Source organism: Leifsonia virtsii (assembly GCF_030433675.1).
GTDB lineage: Bacteria > Actinomycetota > Actinomycetes > Actinomycetales > Microbacteriaceae > Leifsonia > Leifsonia virtsii.
The window spans coordinates 1,084,956-1,099,826 of the sequence record NZ_JAROCB010000001.1 but is presented as its reverse complement, the minus strand read 5'-3'; the positions used below and the strand labels follow the sequence as shown (position 1 = coordinate 1,099,826).

Genomic DNA, 14,871 nt, shown 5'->3' with positions numbered 1-14,871 from the left:
GCGCCATGGGCGGCGTCGCGGCGGATCGGAGGAGACCGGTGGACGAGTTCGTCTTGTGGTTCGACGAGGTCGGGATGGGCGACGTGCCCCGGGTCGGCGGCAAGAACGCCTCCCTCGGGGAGATGACCCGTTTCTTGACGCCCGAGGGCATCCGCGTGCCGGACGGGTTCGCGACCACGGCCGCGGCCTACCGCGCGTTCGTCGCGGAGAACGGGATCGAGCCGGCGCTGCGCGAGCAGCTGGAGCGCTATCGGTCCGGCGCCGTGACGCTGCGGGAGGCCGGGCAGGAGTTGCGCAGGCTGTTCCTGTCGGCGGAGTTCCCTCCCGCCATCGCGGAGGCCGTCCTCCGCGCCTACCGACGGCTCGGCGAGCGGACCGGCACGCCGACGCCCGCCGTCGCGGTGCGCTCCAGCGCGACGGCGGAGGACCTCCCGGAGGCGAGCTTCGCCGGAGCCCAGGAGACCTTCCTGAACGTCGCGGGCGAGCAGGCCGTGCTGACGGCCTGCCGGCGCTGCTACGCGTCGCTGTTCACCGACCGGGCGATCGCCTACCGCGAGGCGCAGGGGTTCGACCACCTGGCGGTGGCGCTCTCGATCGGCGTCCAGTCGATGGTGCGCTCCGACCTCGGCGCGTCGGGTGTCATGTTCACCATCGACACCGAGTCCGGGTTCCCGGACGTCGTGGTCATCAGCGCCGCCTGGGGCCTCGGGGAGCTCGTGGTGCAGGGCGTCGTCGACCCCGACCGTTACCAGGTGTTCACACCTTTGCTCGACCAGCCCGGCGCAGAGCCCATCATCGAGAAGGCGCTCGGAGCGAAGGCCCGCATGATGGTCTACGGCGAGGGCGGCACCGCCCGCACCCGGACCCTCGACACCCCGGCCCGCCGCCGCGCCGCGTTCACGCTGGCCGACGACGAGATCCTGCAGCTGGCGCGCTGGGGGCGCTCGGTGCAGGAGCACTATGGCCGGCCGATGGATGTGGAGTGGGCGCGAGACGGGATGACCGGCGAGCTCTTCCTGGTGCAGGCGCGGCCCGAGACCGTGCAGTCGGTGAGGACGCGTCCGGTGTTCGTGGAGCACCACCTGACCGAGACGGGTCCGCTGCTGCTCTCCGGTGCCGCGATCGGCGACGCGATCGCGTCGGGGACGGCGTGCGTCATCCGTGACCCCTCGCACATCTCGCGCTTCACGGACGGCGCGATCCTCGTCGCCGAGATGACCGACCCCGACTGGGTGGCCATCATCGCCCGTGCCTCCGGGATCGTCACCGACCACGGCGGCTCGACCAGCCACGCGGCGATCGTGGCCCGAGAGCTGGGCATCCCTGCGGTGGTCGGCACCGGGTCGGCGACCGAGGCGCTGCGCGACGGCCAGCCGGTGACCCTCTCGTGCGCCGAGGGCGACGTCGGCCACGTCTACGGCGGGGAGCTGGCGTTCGAGACCACCGAGGTCGACCTGAGCCGCATCCCGGCGACGCGGACCCGGGTGAACGTGAATGTGGCGAGCCCGAGCGCGGCTTTCCGCTGGTGGCGCCTCCCCGCCGCGGGCGTGGGACTCGCCCGCATGGAGTTCATCGTCAACAATGTGATCGGCGTGCACCCGATGGCGCTCGTGCATCCCGATCGGGTGGACGCGGACGCGCGCGCGAGGATCCAGGAGCTGACGGCCGGGTTCGACGACCCGAAGGACTTCTTCGTCGAGAAGCTCGCGCGCGGGATCGCCAAGCTGGCCGCGCCGTATCACCCGCACGACGTGGTCGTGCGCCTCAGCGACTTCAAGGCGAGCGAGTACGCGCACCTGCTCGGCGGCGACGCGTTCGAGGAGCCGGAGGAGAACCCGATGCTGGGCTTCCGCGGTGCCTCCCGCTACTACCACCCGCGCTACCGGGAAGGGTTCGCGCTGGAGTGCGCCGCGCTGAAGCGCGCACGGGAGCTGCTGGGGTTCGCGAACATCATCCCGATGGTGCCGTTCTGCCGCACACCGGACGAGGCAGACCGGGTTCTCGAGGAGATGGCCGCCAACGGTCTGGTGCGCGGCGAGCAGGGCCTGCGCGTCTACATGATGTGCGAGATCCCCTCGAACGTCATCCGCGCGGCCGAGTTCGCCCGCCGCTTCGACGGCTTCTCGATCGGGTCGAACGACCTCACGCAGCTGGTGCTCGGCGTCGACCGCGACTCCGAGCTGCTGGCGCCGCTGTTCGACGAGCGCGACGCGGCCGTGGAGTGGATGATCGCGGAGGCGATCCGGCGGGCGCACGACGCGGGCATCACGATCGGGATCTGCGGCCAGGCGCCGAGCGATCACCCCGACTTCGCCGCGTTCCTGGTCGAGCAAGGCATCGACTCCATCTCGCTCAACCCGGACAGCCTGCTGCGCACCATCGGACGGATCGCGGACGCCGAGGCGGCCCCGCCGACGGCGGCCCGGTCGGCGGAGGAACTGCCGGCTGCGGCCGCCGCCGCCCGGTGACGTGGGCCGCGGGTTCAGCCCGCCGACATCCCGAAGACGCGGAGGACCGTGTCGATCTGCGACGCATAGAGCACCGACAGCACCTGAAGCACCACCACCGCGATCGCGAAGAGCAGGACGGCCCAGACGACCGCCACTCCCGCCATCTCCAGCAGCGCCCCGGAGCGTGCAGGGCGTCCCGCGCTCATCGTCCGTCCCCACGAAGAGTCTTGGTACTCATACTCCAAGGGTGCGATCGGTCGGCGGGTGACATGAGGGCCGAAGGTCCTCCGCCGCGGTCGCGCGAGCGCGCCGTAGGGTGGCGGGATGGGGAACGTCGAGGTGAGGCTGGCGCGGCCGGACGAATGGGCGGCCGTCGGGGGATTGCGCTGGGATTCCGTGACCGAGTTCGGCGGAGTGGCCGATGACCCGCGCGACGTGTTCGCCGAGCGGTTCGCGCGGTGGGCCGAGGCCGACACGGCTAGCCACGAGTGCTTCGTCGCCGTCGACGACGGCCGGGTGATCGGGATGACGTGGCTCGCCGTCGTGCCCCGGGTGCCGAGCGCGCGGGCGTTCGACCGCGCCTCCGGCGACCTGCAGTGCGCCTACGTCGTGCCCGACCGGCGTGACGCGGGCGTCGGCGGCCGGCTCATCGACGCGATCGTCGAGCGGGCCCGCGAGCGGGGGCTCGAGCGGGTGACGGTCCACTCGAGCCCCCGCGCGGTGCCGGTGTACGAGCGCCACGGCTTCGCATCGCAGGACCGCCTGCTCCACGTCTACGTCGTGCACCCGGAGGCACTTACACCTGCGCGCCCAGCTTGAAGCCCTGCGCGTCGTCGCCCTTGCGGGTGTACGAGAAGCCGTCGGCGCCGATGGTCACGTCCATCTCGGAGTCGTCAGTGCGGGAGGTGAGCGGCTGCGGGTTCCCGTCGAGGTCGAGCACGGTCGAGGCCTCCGTGTACCAGGACGGGACGACGGGGTTGCCCCACCAGTCGCGGCGCTGGTTGTCGTGCACGTCCCAGGTGACCACCGGGTTGTCCGGGTCGCCGGTGTAGTAGTCCTGCGTGTAGATCTCGACGCGGTGGCCGTCGGGGTCGCGCAGGTACAGGTAGAACGCGTTCGAGACACCGTGCCGGCCAGGTCCCCGCTCGATGCAGTCGCTGCGGCGGAGGGCGCCGAGCTTGTCGCAGATGGCGATGATGTTGTGCTTCTCGTGCGTGGCGAACGCGACGTGGTGCATCCGCGGCCCGTCGCCTCCTGTCATCGCGGTGTCGTGCACGGTCGGCTTGCGGCGCATCCAGGCGGCGTACGTGGTGCCGGCCTCGTCCTGGATGTCCTCGGTCACGCGGAAGCCGAGGTCCTCCATGTACGCGACCGCACGCGGCACGTCCGGCGTGACCTGGTTGAAGTGGTCGAGCCGCACCAGCGCGCCCGGAGTGTAGAGGTCGTAGCGCCAGGCCAGGCGCTCCACGTGCTCCACCTCGTAGAAGAACTCGTACGGGAAGCCGAGGGGGTCCTCGACGCGCACCGCGTCGCCGATGCCCTTCGTGAACCCCTCCGCGCGACGCTCCACCCGGCAGCCGAGCTCGGAGTAGAACTCCACGGCTCGGTCGAGGTCCTCGGGGGTTCGCACCCGGTAGGCGAACGCGGCCACGGCCGCGACCGGTCCCTTGCGCAGCACCAGGTTGTGGTGGATGAACTCCTCGAAGCTCCGCAGGTAGACGGTGTTCTCGTCCTCCTCGGTGACGACGAGGTCGAGCACGTCGACGTAGAACTCGCGGCTGGCGGCGAGGTCGGTGACGACGAGTTCCATGTAGGCGCAGCGGACCACATCCGGCGGGGTCGCCTTCGGCGTCGGGATGCGGTTCACGGGCGCCGGGATCGGGTCGCCGTCGGTCACGGCGGGCTCGGGGGCGTCCGGGGTGATGGGTGAGGTCATGTCAGAGCTTCCTTGCTGTGATGTGAGGGAGGGCAGGTCAGGCGTCGCCGGCGTCCTCGGCCGCTTCCTCGGCTTCCTCGGGCTGGTGCACGGTGGCGCCGAACCGAGCGGTGTGGACGGCGCCGAGCGTGATGTGGACCGCCTGCTGGTGGGTGTAGAAGTCGATCGAGCGGTAGCCGCCCTCGTGTCCGAGCCCGGACGCCTTCACGCCGCCGAACGGGGTGCGGAGGTCGCGCACGTTGTGGGAGTTCAGCCACACCATCCCGGCCTCGACGTTCTGCGCGAAGGTGTGGGCGCGCTCGAGGTCGCTGGTCCAGATGTAGGCGGCGAGGCCGTACTTCACGCCGTTGGCGAGTTCCAGCGCCTCCTCATCGGAGTCGAACGGGGTGATGGCGACGACCGGGCCGAAGATCTCCTCCTGGAAGATGCGCGCATCCGGGGCGACGTCGGCGAACACGGTCGGGGCGACGTAGTTGCCGGTCTCGAGCCCTTCGGGCCGTCCTCCGCCGGCGAGCAGGCGGCCCTCCTGCTTGCCCAGCTCGACGTACGACATGACTTTGTCGTAGTGCTCGGGGTGCACGAGCGCGCCGACCTCGGTCTTCGGGTCATGCGGGTCGCCGACGACGATGTGCTTCGCGCGTTCGGCGTACCGCTCCAGGAACTCGTCGTAGATCGGACGCTCGACCAGGATGCGGGAGCCGGCGGTGCAGCGCTCGCCGTTGAGCGAGAACACTCCGAAGAGCGTGGAGTCGATCGCCGCGTCCAGGTCGGCGTCGGCGAAGACGACGGCGGGAGACTTGCCGCCGAGCTCCATCGACAGCCCCTTCAGGTACGGCGCGGCGTTGGCGAAGATGATCTGCCCGGTGCGGCTCTCGCCGGTGAACGAGATGAGCGGCACGTCCGAGTGCTTGACCAGCGCGTCGCCCGCCTCCTCGCCGAGGCCGTTCACGAGGTTGAAGACGCCGTCGGGCAGGCCGGCAGCACGGAAGATCTCGGCCCACAGGCTCGCCGACAGCGGCGTGAACTCGGCGGGCTTCAGCACGACGGTGTTGCCGGTCGCGAGCGCCGGGGCCAGCTTCCAACTCTCCAGCATGAACGGCGTGTTCCACGGCGTGATGAGGCCGGCGACGCCGATCGGCTTGCGGTTGACGTAGTTCAGCTGGCTGCCGGGGACCTTGTAGGCGTCGTCCGCCTGCGCGACGATCAGGTCGGCGAAGAACCGGAAGTTCTCCGCTGCGCGCTGCGCCTGTCCGAGCGCCTGCGTGATCGGGAGGCCGGTGTCGAACGTCTCCAGCTCAGCGAGACGGGCGTCCTGCGCCTCCACCGCGTCGGCGATGCGGTTCAGCACGCGAGCCCGCTCGCGCGGCTTCATCCGTGGCCAGGGGCCTTCCTTGAACGCGCGGGTCGCGGCGGCGACGGCGAGGTCGATGTCCTCCTTCTGGCCTGCCGCGGCCTGCACGTAGGTCTCGTTCGACACGGGATCGAGCACGTCGAAAGTCGCGCCTGCGACGCTGTCGACGAGCTCGCCGTCGATGAAGTGCTGGATCTTCGCGGGCAGGTTCTCGGGGATGTGGTGCTGCGCCATCGCGCGGCCTCCTGTCGGTCGGTGCGGTCAGTGCTGCTTGTGCTCGTCCTGGTAGGCGCGCAGCGAGTCCAGGGTGGCCAGCCGGTGACGGCGGGCGGCGAGCTCGATCTCCAGCGCGTCGGCGCCGGACTCGATGAGCTGGAGGATGTGCTCGTGCTCGTCGACGGACTCGCGGGCGCGCCCTGGCACGAAGCTGAAGGTGGAGTCGCGCAGCACGGTGAGGCGGTTCCAGCCGCGGTGCACGAGGTCGAGGATGTGCGGGTTGGGGCACTCCTCGAACAGCACTGCATGGAACTCCTGGTTGAGCTGCGTGAAGCGGTGCGGGATGAAGTCGTCGAGGCAGGCGATCATCTCGCGGTTGATCATGCGGGCCCGGTGGAGGTGGTCGCCGTTCAGCAGGGGAGCGGAGAGCTGGGTCGCCGCCCCCTCCACCAGGGCGAGCGTCTCCATCGTGTAGGTGTATTCGGCCTCCTGCAGCAGCGCGACCTGGGCGCCGACGTTCTTCTCGAACGTCACCAGCCCCTCGGCCTCCAGCCGCCGGATGGCTTCGCGCACCGGGACGACGCTGATGTCGAGCTCTCCCGCGATCTGGCCGAGCACGAGCCGGAAGCCGGAGACGTACCGGCCGTCGTCGATGCGCGCCCGGATGAAGTCGTAGGCCAGCTGCGACTTGCTCGGGGCCGTCGTCTTCACCGCTGAGTCGACCATGCGCGGTACCTCTCCTTCCATTCGGCGTTCATCGGGAACAGGCCGTCGACGCGGGCGCCCTTGGCGACCTGCTCGGCGATGAACTCCTCCTCGCGTTCCTGCTCGATCGCGTCGGCCACGACCTCATCGACGAGCGCGGGCGGGATGACGAGCAGGCCGTCGGCGTCGCCCACGATCACGTCGCCCGGCTGCACGGTGGCGCCGCCGCACGCGATGGTCACGTCCGTGTCCCAGGGCACGTGCCTGCGGCCGAGCACCGCGGGGTGCGGGCCGTTGTGATAGGTCGGGATCTCGAGTGCCGCGACGACCTCCAGGTCGCGCACGCCCCCGTCGGTCACGATGCCGGCGGCGCCGTTGACCTGGGCCCGCAGGGCGAGCACGTCGCCGACGGTGCCGCTGCCGCGCTCGCCGCGGGCCTCGATCACGAGCACCTCCCCGGCGCCGACGGCGTCGAAGGCGCGCTTCTGCGCGTTGTAGCCGCCGCCGTGCGAGGCGAAGAGGTCTTCGCGGTTCGGGACGTAGCGCAGCGTGCGCGCCGTGCCCACGACCTTCGTGCCGGGCCGGGTCGAGGCGAGGCCGTCGATGGAGACGTTGTTCAAGCCGCGCTTGCGCAGCTGCGAGCTGAGCGTGGCGGTCGCGACGGACGCGAGCTTCTCCCGCAGGTCGTCGGTCAGCGTCCACGCCGGCTCTTCGGGAACGCCGTAGGCCTCCGCGCGCTGGTGGTCGTCGACGCTGGGCTTCGTGCCGAAGTCGCCGAACGGCACGCTGCCCTCGGCGATGCGCGTCACCAGGCGGCCCGTGGTCGGTGCGCCGGCCGCGGTCGGCGCATCCACCTCCACCTCGACGGTGTCGCCGGGCCGGGTGACGGACGAGCCGGCCGGGGTCCCGGTGAGGATGATGTCGCCCGGCTCCAGCGTCATCAGCTGCGAGAGGTCCGCGATCAGGCGCCCGAACGGGAACAGCAGGTCGTCGGTGGCCCCCTCCTGCACGAGCTCGCCGTTCAGCCAGGTGCGCACGCGCAGGGCGCCGGGATCGAGGGAGGCGGCGGGGAGGACGACCGGCCCGAGGGGCGTGAAGCCGTCACCGCCCTTCGATCGGACGTTGGAGCCCTTATCCGCCGCGCGCAGGTCGTACAGCCCGAAGTCGTTCGCGGCCGTGACGCCGGAGACGGCGGACCAGCCCTCCTCGGGTGAGACGCGGCGGGTCGAACGGCCGATGATGAGCGCGATCTCGCCCTCGAACGCGAGCAGCTCGGTGCCTGCGGGGCGCTCCAACTCGCTGCCGGAGGGGGCGAGCGACGAGGACGGCTTGAAGAAGTAGCTGGGCTGGGCGGGGGTGCGCCCGCGCTGGGCGGCACGCGAACGGTAGTTCAGATGCACCGCGATGATCTTGCCGGCCTGCGCGCGCAGATCGGCGAAAGGTGTGGCGCTCACGGGCAGCGGCTCCTCATCGTCGGGGACGGGTCCCTCAAGACCGTATTCAGGATCATATACAATCTGGATGCACTCGACAACACGTCAATAGCCGGCCGGTGCGGGCGAGTCGGGGGCCGCGCCGATGAACCGGTCGGCGAGGGCCTCCGAGGCTCGGGCGAGCAGCGTCACGTCGGAGCCGACCAGCACGTAGGCGGCGCCCGCGGTGGCGTAGCGCTCGGCCATCGTCGGGTCGAAGGCGTTCACGCCGACAGGCGTGCCCGCCGCGCGTCCCGCCGCGATCACGCGTTCGACGGCGGCGACGACCTCGGGGTGGTTCTGCTGTCCGAGCTTCCCCATCGAGGCGGCGAGGTCGGCGGGGCCGACGAGCAGGGCATCCACACCGTCCACTGCGGCGATGTCGCCCGCGACCGCCAGCGCCGCCGTCGTCTCGATCTGCACCGTCAGCGAGACGAGGTCTTTCGCGCGGGCCAGGTAGTCCGGGATGCGGCTCCAGCGCGACGACCGCGCCAGCGCGCTGCCCACGCCCCGGATGCCGTGCGGGGGATACCGCACGCCCCGCACCATGTCCTCTGCCTGCTCGACGCTGTCGACCATCGGGACGAGGACGTTTTGCGCGCCGAGGTCGAGCAGCTGCTTGAGCACGACCGGGTCGCCGTACGGTGCGCGCACCACCGGAACGACCGGGTAGGCGGCGACGGCCTGCAGCTGCGACAGGATCGACTCCAGGCCGATGGGGGAGTGCTCCCCGTCGATCAGCACGATGTCGAGCCCGCTCCCCGCGCAGATCTCGGCGGAGAGGGGGCTGCCGGCGCAGGACCACATCCCGTACAGCGTGCGGTCCGTGCTCCGGAGGCGGTCGGCGAACGTGGGCGTCGGGTCTAGACGAAACGGCATGTGACGGCTCCCAGGTTTCCGTAATCGGCGTGGACGGTGTCGCCGCGCTCCACCCACATCGGGCGGGTGAACGAGCCGGCGAGGACGATGTCGCCGGCCTCGAGGCGTGTGCCGTGCTGCGCGAGCTTGTTGGCGAGCCAGGCGACGCCGGTGGCGGGCTGGTCGAGCACCGCCGCCGCGACCCCGGACTCCTCGATGGTCTCGTTGCGGTAGAGCAGCGCGCTCACCCAGCGCAGATCGACGGCGTCGACGGCGACCGGGCGCCCCCCGACGACCATGCCGCCCATCGCCGCGTTGTCGGAGATCGTGTCGACGATCGTGCGCCCCTGTAGCTCGATGCGCGAGGAGAGGATCTCCAGCGCGGGCACGACGTACCGGGTCGCACTCAGCACGTCGAACAGGGTGACGTCCGGGCCCTCCAGTGCCCTGTCGAGAACGAAGGCCAGCTCCACCTCGATCCGCACGTTCGAGAACGTGTCGAACGGGATGACGGCCCCCGTCTCGTAGACCATGTCGGCGAAGATCGCGCCGTAGTCCGGCTCGGTGATGCCGGTGGCCTGCTGCATCGCCTTGGAGGTCAGACCGATCTTGCGGCCTACGAGCCGTCGTCCGGTGGCCAATCCGCGCTCCACCCACACCCGCTGCACGGCATAGGAGTCCTCGACCGTCATGTCCGGGTGGCGTGCGGTCAGCAGCGGGACGGTCGTGCGGTCGCGCTCGGCCGCCGCGAGCTCGTCGGCGATGGCCTGGATGGTCGGACTGTCGAGCACGAGGCTCCCTTCGTCGTCGGAGGAGGGGCGCGATGGCCCCCGCTTGGATCGTATATCTTCCATCCCCAGCCAGCCAGTGACGCCCCTCCCGCCCCTGGTATGATCCTACGTAGCATCAAACGAAAGGGGGAGCGCATGGCACTGATGACGGCGCGTGAGTTCAATCAGGACGTCTCGGCGGCGAAGCGGAGCGCCGGCCTCGAGCCGGTGGTCATCACCGATCGCGGCGAGCCGGCGTTCGTGCTGATGACGTACGCGGAGTTCGAGCGTCTGGCGGGTCGGCTCCGCAGTGTGGTCGACGTGCTGCGTCAAGACGACCCGGAATCCGACTTCGCGGTCGAGTTCCCCCGCGCGTCGGTCGGCGCCCTGCGCGAGGTCGAACTGTGAAGTGGCTGATCGACACGATGGTGCTCTCGGCCACGCGTCGCCCGAATGGGGAGGATCCCGCAGTGGTGCGCTGGCTGGAGGAACAGAACCCGTACTCGCTGCACATCTCGGCGATGACCGTCTTCGAGGTCGAGCTCGGCGTGGAGCGGAGGATGCAAACCGATCCCGATCAGGGTCGCGCCCTGCGGCGCTGGGCCGACGAGGTGCTGGAGGTCTTCGCCGGCCGCATCCTGCCCATCGACCACGAGGTGGCGGAGGTCGCCGCCGGGTATCACCTCCCCGATCCGCGCCCGGAGCGCGACGCCCTGCTCGCCGCGACCGCCGAGGTCGGCCGGTACGCGGTCGCGACGCGCAACGTCCGCGACTTCGAGGGCTTCGGCGTCCCGCTCTTCAATCCCTGGGCGGTGTGATCAGGCGGCGTGTGCGGGGAGCGCGGCGCGGATGAGCACCTGCGCGGCCGCCCGAGCGTCCGCCGCAGCCTGGGGTGTCCCGGCGATCGCCGCGGTCGTCTGCGCGCCTTCGGCGAGGATCGCCAGCTGCGGTGCGAGGGCGGGCGATGCCCCCGCGGCGGCCGCGAGTTCGGCCACGAACGCCTGGAACGACTCCTTGTGCCGTCGCGCGGCCTCGGCGACCCGCGGGTCGGCCGCGCCCAGCTCCCCGAAGGCGTTGATGAAGCCGCAGCCCCGGAAGGTGTCTTCGACGAACCAGTCCGCGAGGTAGTCGTAGATGGCGAGCAGCTTCGCCTCGGGATCCTGCTCGGTCGCGACGCGCGCCGCGACGCCTGCCGTCCAGAGGTCGTGCCGTTTCGCGAGCACCGCGAGGATCAGGTCGTCCTTCGACGGGAACTCCGTATAGAGCCGCCGAAGCGAGACGCCTGCCGCGTCGCGCACCTGGTCCATCCCGACCGCGTGGAAACCCTGCGCGTAGTAGAGCGCATCCGCCGCGTCGACGATCTGCCGACGCACCTCTTCATCCACCATTCGTCGATTGTAGCTTGACTGAGAACGATAGTTCTCGTATTGTCGTGAACGTCGGTGAGAACGATCGTTCTCGCCGAGTGGATGACAACGAAAGGAATGCGACGATGTCGTACATCACCGTCGGAACCGAGAACAGCACGCCCATCGAGCTCTTCTACGAAGACCACGGCTCCGGCCAGCCCGTCGTGCTGATCCACGGCTTCCCGCTCGACGGCCACTCGTGGGAGAAGCAGACGGCAGCGCTGCTCGACGCGGGCTACCGCGTCATCACCTACGACCGCCGCGGTTTCGGCCGGTCGAGCCAGGTGACGACCGGCTACGACTACGACACCTTCGCCGCCGACCTGAAGGTCGTGCTCGACACGCTCGATCTGCGCGACGTCGTCCTGGTCGGATTCTCGATGGGCACCGGCGAGGTCGGTCGTTACGTCGGCGCGTACGGCACGGAGCGCATCGCGAAGGTGGCGTTCCTCGCGTCGCTCGAGCCGTTCCTCCTGAAGACCGACGACAACCCCGAGGGCGCCGCTCCGCGCGAGTTCTTCGAGGGCATCGTCGACGCGGTGAAGGCCGACCGGTACGCGTACTTCACGCAGTTCTACCGCGACTTCTACAACCTCGACGAGAACCTCGGCTCCCGGATCAGCGAGGAGGCCGTGCGAAACAGCTGGAACGTCGCCGCCGGCAGCGGGGCGTACGCCGCGGCCGCTGCGCCGCTCACCTGGTTCACCGACTTCCGCGCCGACATCCCCAAGATCGACGTGCCCGCCCTCATCCTGCACGGCACCGCCGACAACATCCTGCCGATCGACGCGACCGCGCGTCCGTTCCACAAGCTCCTCCCCGACGCCGACTACGTGGAAGTCGAGGGCGCGCCGCACGGCCTGCTCTGGACCCACGCGGCGGAGGTGACGGAGGCGCTTCTCGCCTTCCTTCGGAAGTAATCCGCCCCCGGGCGAGAACCGGCGCGGCGTGGACCTCGGGGTCCACGCCGCGCCGTCGTCTTGGTGTCCACAGGGGGCCCCGCCGGCGTCTTATCCCCAGAATCGCGGGCGCCGTCCGGGCGAGCGTTCGAACGCCGCAGGGTAGAGGCATGACAGGCGATCACCCCCACCGAGAAGCGATGACCACGGCGCGGAAATCGACCGTTGCGTCGGATGCGAAATCGTATATCATTGCCGGATCGGAGCGCCGCTCCGGACAACGATGTCGCATTCCGGGAGTACACAACGATGAGCACATCCCCTTTCACCCCGACGGGAAGCATCCGTTCCCAGACGGACCGCCGCCGGGTCGTCTTCGCCACCGTCATCGGCACCACAGTCGAGTGGTACGACTTCTTCATCTACGCCTCCGCAGCCGGACTGGTCTTCGGCGAGCTGTTCTTCGCTCCGGCCGGACCGCAGTTCGCGACCGTGCTGTCGTTCCTGACCGTGGGCGTGAGCTTCCTCTTCCGTCCGCTGGGGGCGTTCCTCGCGGGCCACATCGGCGACCGCTACGGGCGCCGCGTCGTGCTCGTCGCGACGCTGATCCTCATGGGGGCGTCGACCGCGCTCGTCGGCCTGCTGCCGACCTACCAGGCGATCGGGATCGCCGCGCCGATCCTGCTCGTGCTGCTGCGCGTCCTGCAGGGCATCTCCGCGGGCGGGGAGTGGGGCGGGGCCGTGCTGATGGCGGTCGAGCACGCTCCCACCGCGAAGCGCGGGCTGTTCGGGGCGTCCCCGCAGATCGGCGTCCCGCTGGGGCTGCTGCTCGCCTCGGGCGCGATGGCCGTGATGACCGCGGTCGCTCCGGGGGAGGCGTTCCTGGCCTGGGGCTGGCGCGTGCCGTTCCTGCTCTCGATCGTCCTCATCCTCATCGGCTACTGGGTGCGCCGGCGCGTGGAGGAGAGCCCGGTCTTCACAGAGATCGCCGAGCGTCGCGAGCGCACCCGCATGCCGATCGTCCAGGTGTTCCGCAAGCACTGGCTGCTGGTGATCGTGGCCGCGTTCGTCTTCGCGGGCAACAACGCGGTCGGCTACATGACGACGGGCGGCTACATCCAGAACTACTCGACCAACCCGGAGGGGCCGCTGAAGCTGGACCGTGGCCCTGTGCTGTGGGCGGTCGCCGCCTCGGCGGTCACCTGGCTGCTCGCGACCTGGTTCGCCGGCTGGCTGAGCGACCGGATCGGCCGGCGCACGACCTACATCGTGGGCTGGATCCTGCAGTTGGTCGGAGTCTTCACCCTCTTCCCGCTGGTGAACACGGGGAGCGTGGGCCTGCTGTTCCTGGGGCTGGCGATCCTGACGATCGGCCTCGGCTTCACCTACGGTCCGCAGTCGGCGCTCTACTCGGAGCTCTTCCCCGCCTCGATCCGATTCTCCGGCGTCTCCATCTCGTACGCGATCGGAGCGATCCTCGGCGGCGCCTTCGCACCGACCATCGCCACCACACTGGTCCAGGCGACCGGGACGACCCTCTCGGTCACGTGGTACCTCGCGGGCATGACGGTCCTCGGGCTGCTGGCGACCCTCGTCCTGCGCGATCGCACGGGCATCCCGCTGGGGCCGGACCACGAGGCGGAGCAGGCGGTCAGCCCGATCCGCGGGCTCTCCCGGGAGCCGGAGCCGGCGCGCGGCTGAGCCGTGAGCCGGGTTCAGCCGGCCAGGAACCGGAGCAGGTGAGGGGCGAGGGCGTCGGCGGCGACGTCGTGGGTCTGACCCGCGACGACCTCGACGCTCCCGTCCTGCGCTCCGCTCGCCACTCCCTCGGCCCCGAGGCGCAGGAACTCGGGCGTCTGTTCGCCCGCCAGCGCGAGCACCGGCACGGTCAGGGCCTGCAGCAGCTCGTCGGGCACGCGGCTGTCTCCCATCGCGGCGTCGTCGTACGCGAGCGTCGAGGCGAGGGCGAGCGTCGCGTCCCAGCCGGGGGAGCGGCGCATCGCTTCGATGCCCGCCTCCGGCACACCGACGCGACGCAGGAAGAGCTCGACCGCCGCCGCTCGGTCGCCGGAGGCGAGCGCGGCGAGGAGGTCGTGCGTGTAGGCCTGCGCGGACGGCAGCATCGGATCGGGCAGGTACGGCGGCTCGTAGACGGCGACGCGCGGCACGCGGTCCGGGCCGAGCGCGACGGCGGCCGCAAGGGCGAGCGCGCCGCCGGACGACATCCCGAACAGCGCCGCCCTGCCGCCTGCCGCCTCGACGAGGGCGGCGAGGTCGTCGATCTCGCGGGCTACCGCGTCCGCGCGCGCCGAGGGGTCGGCGAGGGCGTCGCCGCTCCCTCCCCGCCCGCGGCGGTCGTACAGCACCACCGTGAGCCGGTCGCTGAGGGCGTCGGCGATGGGCCGCATCGGTCCGGCGTCGCGGAAGCACATCGCGCCGTCGACGAGGATCACCGCTGGACCGTCGCCCACGATCTCATACGCGAGAGACGTTCCGTCGGGGGAGGTGAGCGTGCTCATGACGGACACTGTAGCCGGGGCGCCCTCCGGTCGATCGGCAGCCCTGTCGTCGACGACCCCGCCGTCAACGGCCCTGGCGACGGCGGACCCAGAAGCCGATCAGCACGCCGCCGCCGATGGCGACGAGCACGCCGACCCCGCGAACGAGCCACTGCACGTCGCCCGTGGCTGCGTCCACCGCGAGAGGACCGCCCAGACCCGCCACCACGAGCAGCACACCGAGGATCAGGAACCACGGCGACCCGTTCGTGCGCTCGACCATGCCACGAGCCTACCGGCGAGCGGA

At 70.7% G+C, this 14,871-nt stretch carries 16 protein-coding genes; 6 read left to right on the top strand and 10 right to left on the bottom strand.

The window, feature by feature from the left end:
* Nucleotides 1-5 precede the first annotated feature (5 nt).
* Nucleotides 6-2,468, top strand: a complete 2,463-nt coding sequence (gene ppsA / locus P5G59_RS05325; RefSeq protein WP_435871245.1) for a phosphoenolpyruvate synthase — start codon at nucleotides 6-8, stop codon at nucleotides 2,466-2,468.
* A 14-nt stretch (nucleotides 2,469-2,482) separates the two neighbouring features.
* Here the strand turns inward: ppsA and P5G59_RS05320 are convergent, their stop codons facing one another.
* Nucleotides 2,483-2,656: a hypothetical protein gene (locus P5G59_RS05320; RefSeq protein WP_301216707.1), complete on the bottom strand. Its 174-nt coding sequence runs from the start codon at nucleotides 2,654-2,656 to the stop codon at nucleotides 2,483-2,485.
* Nucleotides 2,657-2,774: 118 nt separating this feature from the next.
* Between P5G59_RS05320 and P5G59_RS05315 the strand changes: the two genes are divergently transcribed.
* Complete coding sequence (locus P5G59_RS05315; protein ID WP_301216704.1) at nucleotides 2,775-3,269, top strand: GNAT family N-acetyltransferase; 495 nt, start codon at nucleotides 2,775-2,777, stop codon at nucleotides 3,267-3,269.
* On the opposite strand, the gene hpaD is transcribed toward P5G59_RS05315, so the two are convergent.
* The 6 genes from hpaD to hpaH form a co-directional block, all read right to left on the bottom strand.
* Nucleotides 3,247-4,386 carry a 3,4-dihydroxyphenylacetate 2,3-dioxygenase gene (gene hpaD / locus P5G59_RS05310; RefSeq protein WP_301216702.1) on the bottom strand — a complete coding sequence of 380 codons (1,140 nt, stop codon included), beginning with the start codon at nucleotides 4,384-4,386 and terminating at the stop codon, nucleotides 3,247-3,249. The genes P5G59_RS05315 and hpaD overlap by 23 nt on opposite strands.
* Before the next feature lie 37 nt (nucleotides 4,387-4,423).
* A complete protein-coding gene (gene hpaE, locus P5G59_RS05305; RefSeq protein ID WP_301216700.1) occupies nucleotides 4,424-5,971 on the bottom strand; it encodes a 5-carboxymethyl-2-hydroxymuconate semialdehyde dehydrogenase in 1,548 nt (515 codons plus the stop codon).
* Between the two features lie 27 nt (nucleotides 5,972-5,998).
* On the bottom strand, nucleotides 5,999-6,679 hold the full coding sequence (locus P5G59_RS05300) for a GntR family transcriptional regulator (RefSeq protein ID WP_301216698.1): 681 nt from the start codon (nucleotides 6,677-6,679) through the stop codon (nucleotides 5,999-6,001).
* Entirely contained in the window at nucleotides 6,661-8,112 is a 1,452-nt protein-coding gene (locus P5G59_RS05295; RefSeq protein ID WP_301216696.1) for a fumarylacetoacetate hydrolase family protein, read from the bottom strand. Before P5G59_RS05295 ends, P5G59_RS05300 begins: the two co-directional genes overlap by 19 nt.
* An 84-nt stretch (nucleotides 8,113-8,196) precedes the next feature.
* On the bottom strand, nucleotides 8,197-9,009 hold the full coding sequence (locus P5G59_RS05290; protein WP_301216694.1) for an HpcH/HpaI aldolase family protein: 813 nt from the start codon (nucleotides 9,007-9,009) through the stop codon (nucleotides 8,197-8,199).
* The gene (gene hpaH, locus P5G59_RS05285; protein ID WP_301216692.1) at nucleotides 8,994-9,779 is read right to left on the bottom strand and encodes a 2-oxo-hept-4-ene-1,7-dioate hydratase; all 786 of its coding nucleotides are present in this window, start codon (nucleotides 9,777-9,779) and stop codon (nucleotides 8,994-8,996) included. Before hpaH ends, P5G59_RS05290 begins: the two co-directional genes overlap by 16 nt.
* Before the next feature lie 135 nt (nucleotides 9,780-9,914).
* On the opposite strand from hpaH, the gene P5G59_RS05280 reads away from it, so the two are divergent.
* Together P5G59_RS05280 and P5G59_RS05275 are read left to right on the top strand one after the other, a co-directional pair.
* Nucleotides 9,915-10,166 carry a type II toxin-antitoxin system prevent-host-death family antitoxin gene (locus tag P5G59_RS05280; protein WP_301216690.1) on the top strand — a complete coding sequence of 84 codons (252 nt, stop codon included), beginning with the start codon at nucleotides 9,915-9,917 and terminating at the stop codon, nucleotides 10,164-10,166.
* On the top strand, nucleotides 10,163-10,576 hold the full coding sequence (locus tag P5G59_RS05275; protein WP_301216688.1) for a type II toxin-antitoxin system VapC family toxin: 414 nt from the start codon (nucleotides 10,163-10,165) through the stop codon (nucleotides 10,574-10,576). Before P5G59_RS05280 ends, P5G59_RS05275 begins: the two co-directional genes overlap by 4 nt.
* Here P5G59_RS05275 and P5G59_RS05270 read toward each other — a convergent pair whose 3' ends face one another.
* Nucleotides 10,577-11,146, bottom strand: a complete 570-nt coding sequence (locus P5G59_RS05270) for a TetR/AcrR family transcriptional regulator (RefSeq protein ID WP_301216686.1) — start codon at nucleotides 11,144-11,146, stop codon at nucleotides 10,577-10,579. It abuts the gene before it with no gap.
* A 104-nt stretch (nucleotides 11,147-11,250) separates the two neighbouring features.
* On the opposite strand from P5G59_RS05270, the gene P5G59_RS05265 reads away from it, so the two are divergent.
* Together P5G59_RS05265 and P5G59_RS05260 are read left to right on the top strand one after the other, a co-directional pair.
* Nucleotides 11,251-12,087: an alpha/beta fold hydrolase gene (locus tag P5G59_RS05265; protein ID WP_301216684.1), complete on the top strand. Its 837-nt coding sequence runs from the start codon at nucleotides 11,251-11,253 to the stop codon at nucleotides 12,085-12,087.
* 288 nt (nucleotides 12,088-12,375) lie between these two features.
* Nucleotides 12,376-13,767, top strand: coding sequence for an MFS transporter (locus P5G59_RS05260; RefSeq protein ID WP_301216682.1), 1,392 nt, complete (start codon nucleotides 12,376-12,378; stop codon nucleotides 13,765-13,767).
* Nucleotides 13,768-13,781: 14 nt separating this feature from the next.
* Here the strand turns inward: P5G59_RS05260 and P5G59_RS05255 are convergent, their stop codons facing one another.
* Both P5G59_RS05255 and P5G59_RS05250 read right to left on the bottom strand, forming a co-directional pair.
* Entirely contained in the window at nucleotides 13,782-14,585 is an 804-nt protein-coding gene (locus tag P5G59_RS05255; RefSeq protein ID WP_301216679.1) for an alpha/beta fold hydrolase, read from the bottom strand.
* Nucleotides 14,586-14,649: 64 nt separating this feature from the next.
* Nucleotides 14,650-14,847, bottom strand: a complete 198-nt coding sequence (locus P5G59_RS05250; protein ID WP_301216677.1) for a hypothetical protein — start codon at nucleotides 14,845-14,847, stop codon at nucleotides 14,650-14,652.
* Nucleotides 14,848-14,871 lie beyond the last annotated feature (24 nt).

Coding starts and splice junctions, on each gene's coding strand:
- P5G59_RS05315 (WP_301216704.1), top strand. CDS start 2,775: ATGGGGAACGTCGAGGTGAGGCTGGCGCGGCCGGACGAATGGGCGGCC.
- P5G59_RS05280 (WP_301216690.1), top strand. CDS start 9,915: ATGGCACTGATGACGGCGCGTGAGTTCAATCAGGACGTCTCGGCGGCG.
- ppsA (WP_435871245.1), top strand. CDS start 6: ATGGGCGGCGTCGCGGCGGATCGGAGGAGACCGGTGGACGAGTTCGTC.
- P5G59_RS05300 (WP_301216698.1), bottom strand. CDS start 6,679: ATGGTCGACTCAGCGGTGAAGACGACGGCCCCGAGCAAGTCGCAGCTG.
- hpaE (WP_301216700.1), bottom strand. CDS start 5,971: ATGGCGCAGCACCACATCCCCGAGAACCTGCCCGCGAAGATCCAGCAC.
- P5G59_RS05260 (WP_301216682.1), top strand. CDS start 12,376: ATGAGCACATCCCCTTTCACCCCGACGGGAAGCATCCGTTCCCAGACG.
- P5G59_RS05265 (WP_301216684.1), top strand. CDS start 11,251: ATGTCGTACATCACCGTCGGAACCGAGAACAGCACGCCCATCGAGCTC.
- hpaD (WP_301216702.1), bottom strand. CDS start 4,386: ATGACCTCACCCATCACCCCGGACGCCCCCGAGCCCGCCGTGACCGAC.
- P5G59_RS05290 (WP_301216694.1), bottom strand. CDS start 9,009: ATGCCGTTTCGTCTAGACCCGACGCCCACGTTCGCCGACCGCCTCCGG.
- P5G59_RS05255 (WP_301216679.1), bottom strand. CDS start 14,585: ATGAGCACGCTCACCTCCCCCGACGGAACGTCTCTCGCGTATGAGATC.
- P5G59_RS05320 (WP_301216707.1), bottom strand. CDS start 2,656: ATGAGCGCGGGACGCCCTGCACGCTCCGGGGCGCTGCTGGAGATGGCG.
- P5G59_RS05250 (WP_301216677.1), bottom strand. CDS start 14,847: ATGGTCGAGCGCACGAACGGGTCGCCGTGGTTCCTGATCCTCGGTGTG.
- P5G59_RS05270 (WP_301216686.1), bottom strand. CDS start 11,146: ATGGTGGATGAAGAGGTGCGTCGGCAGATCGTCGACGCGGCGGATGCG.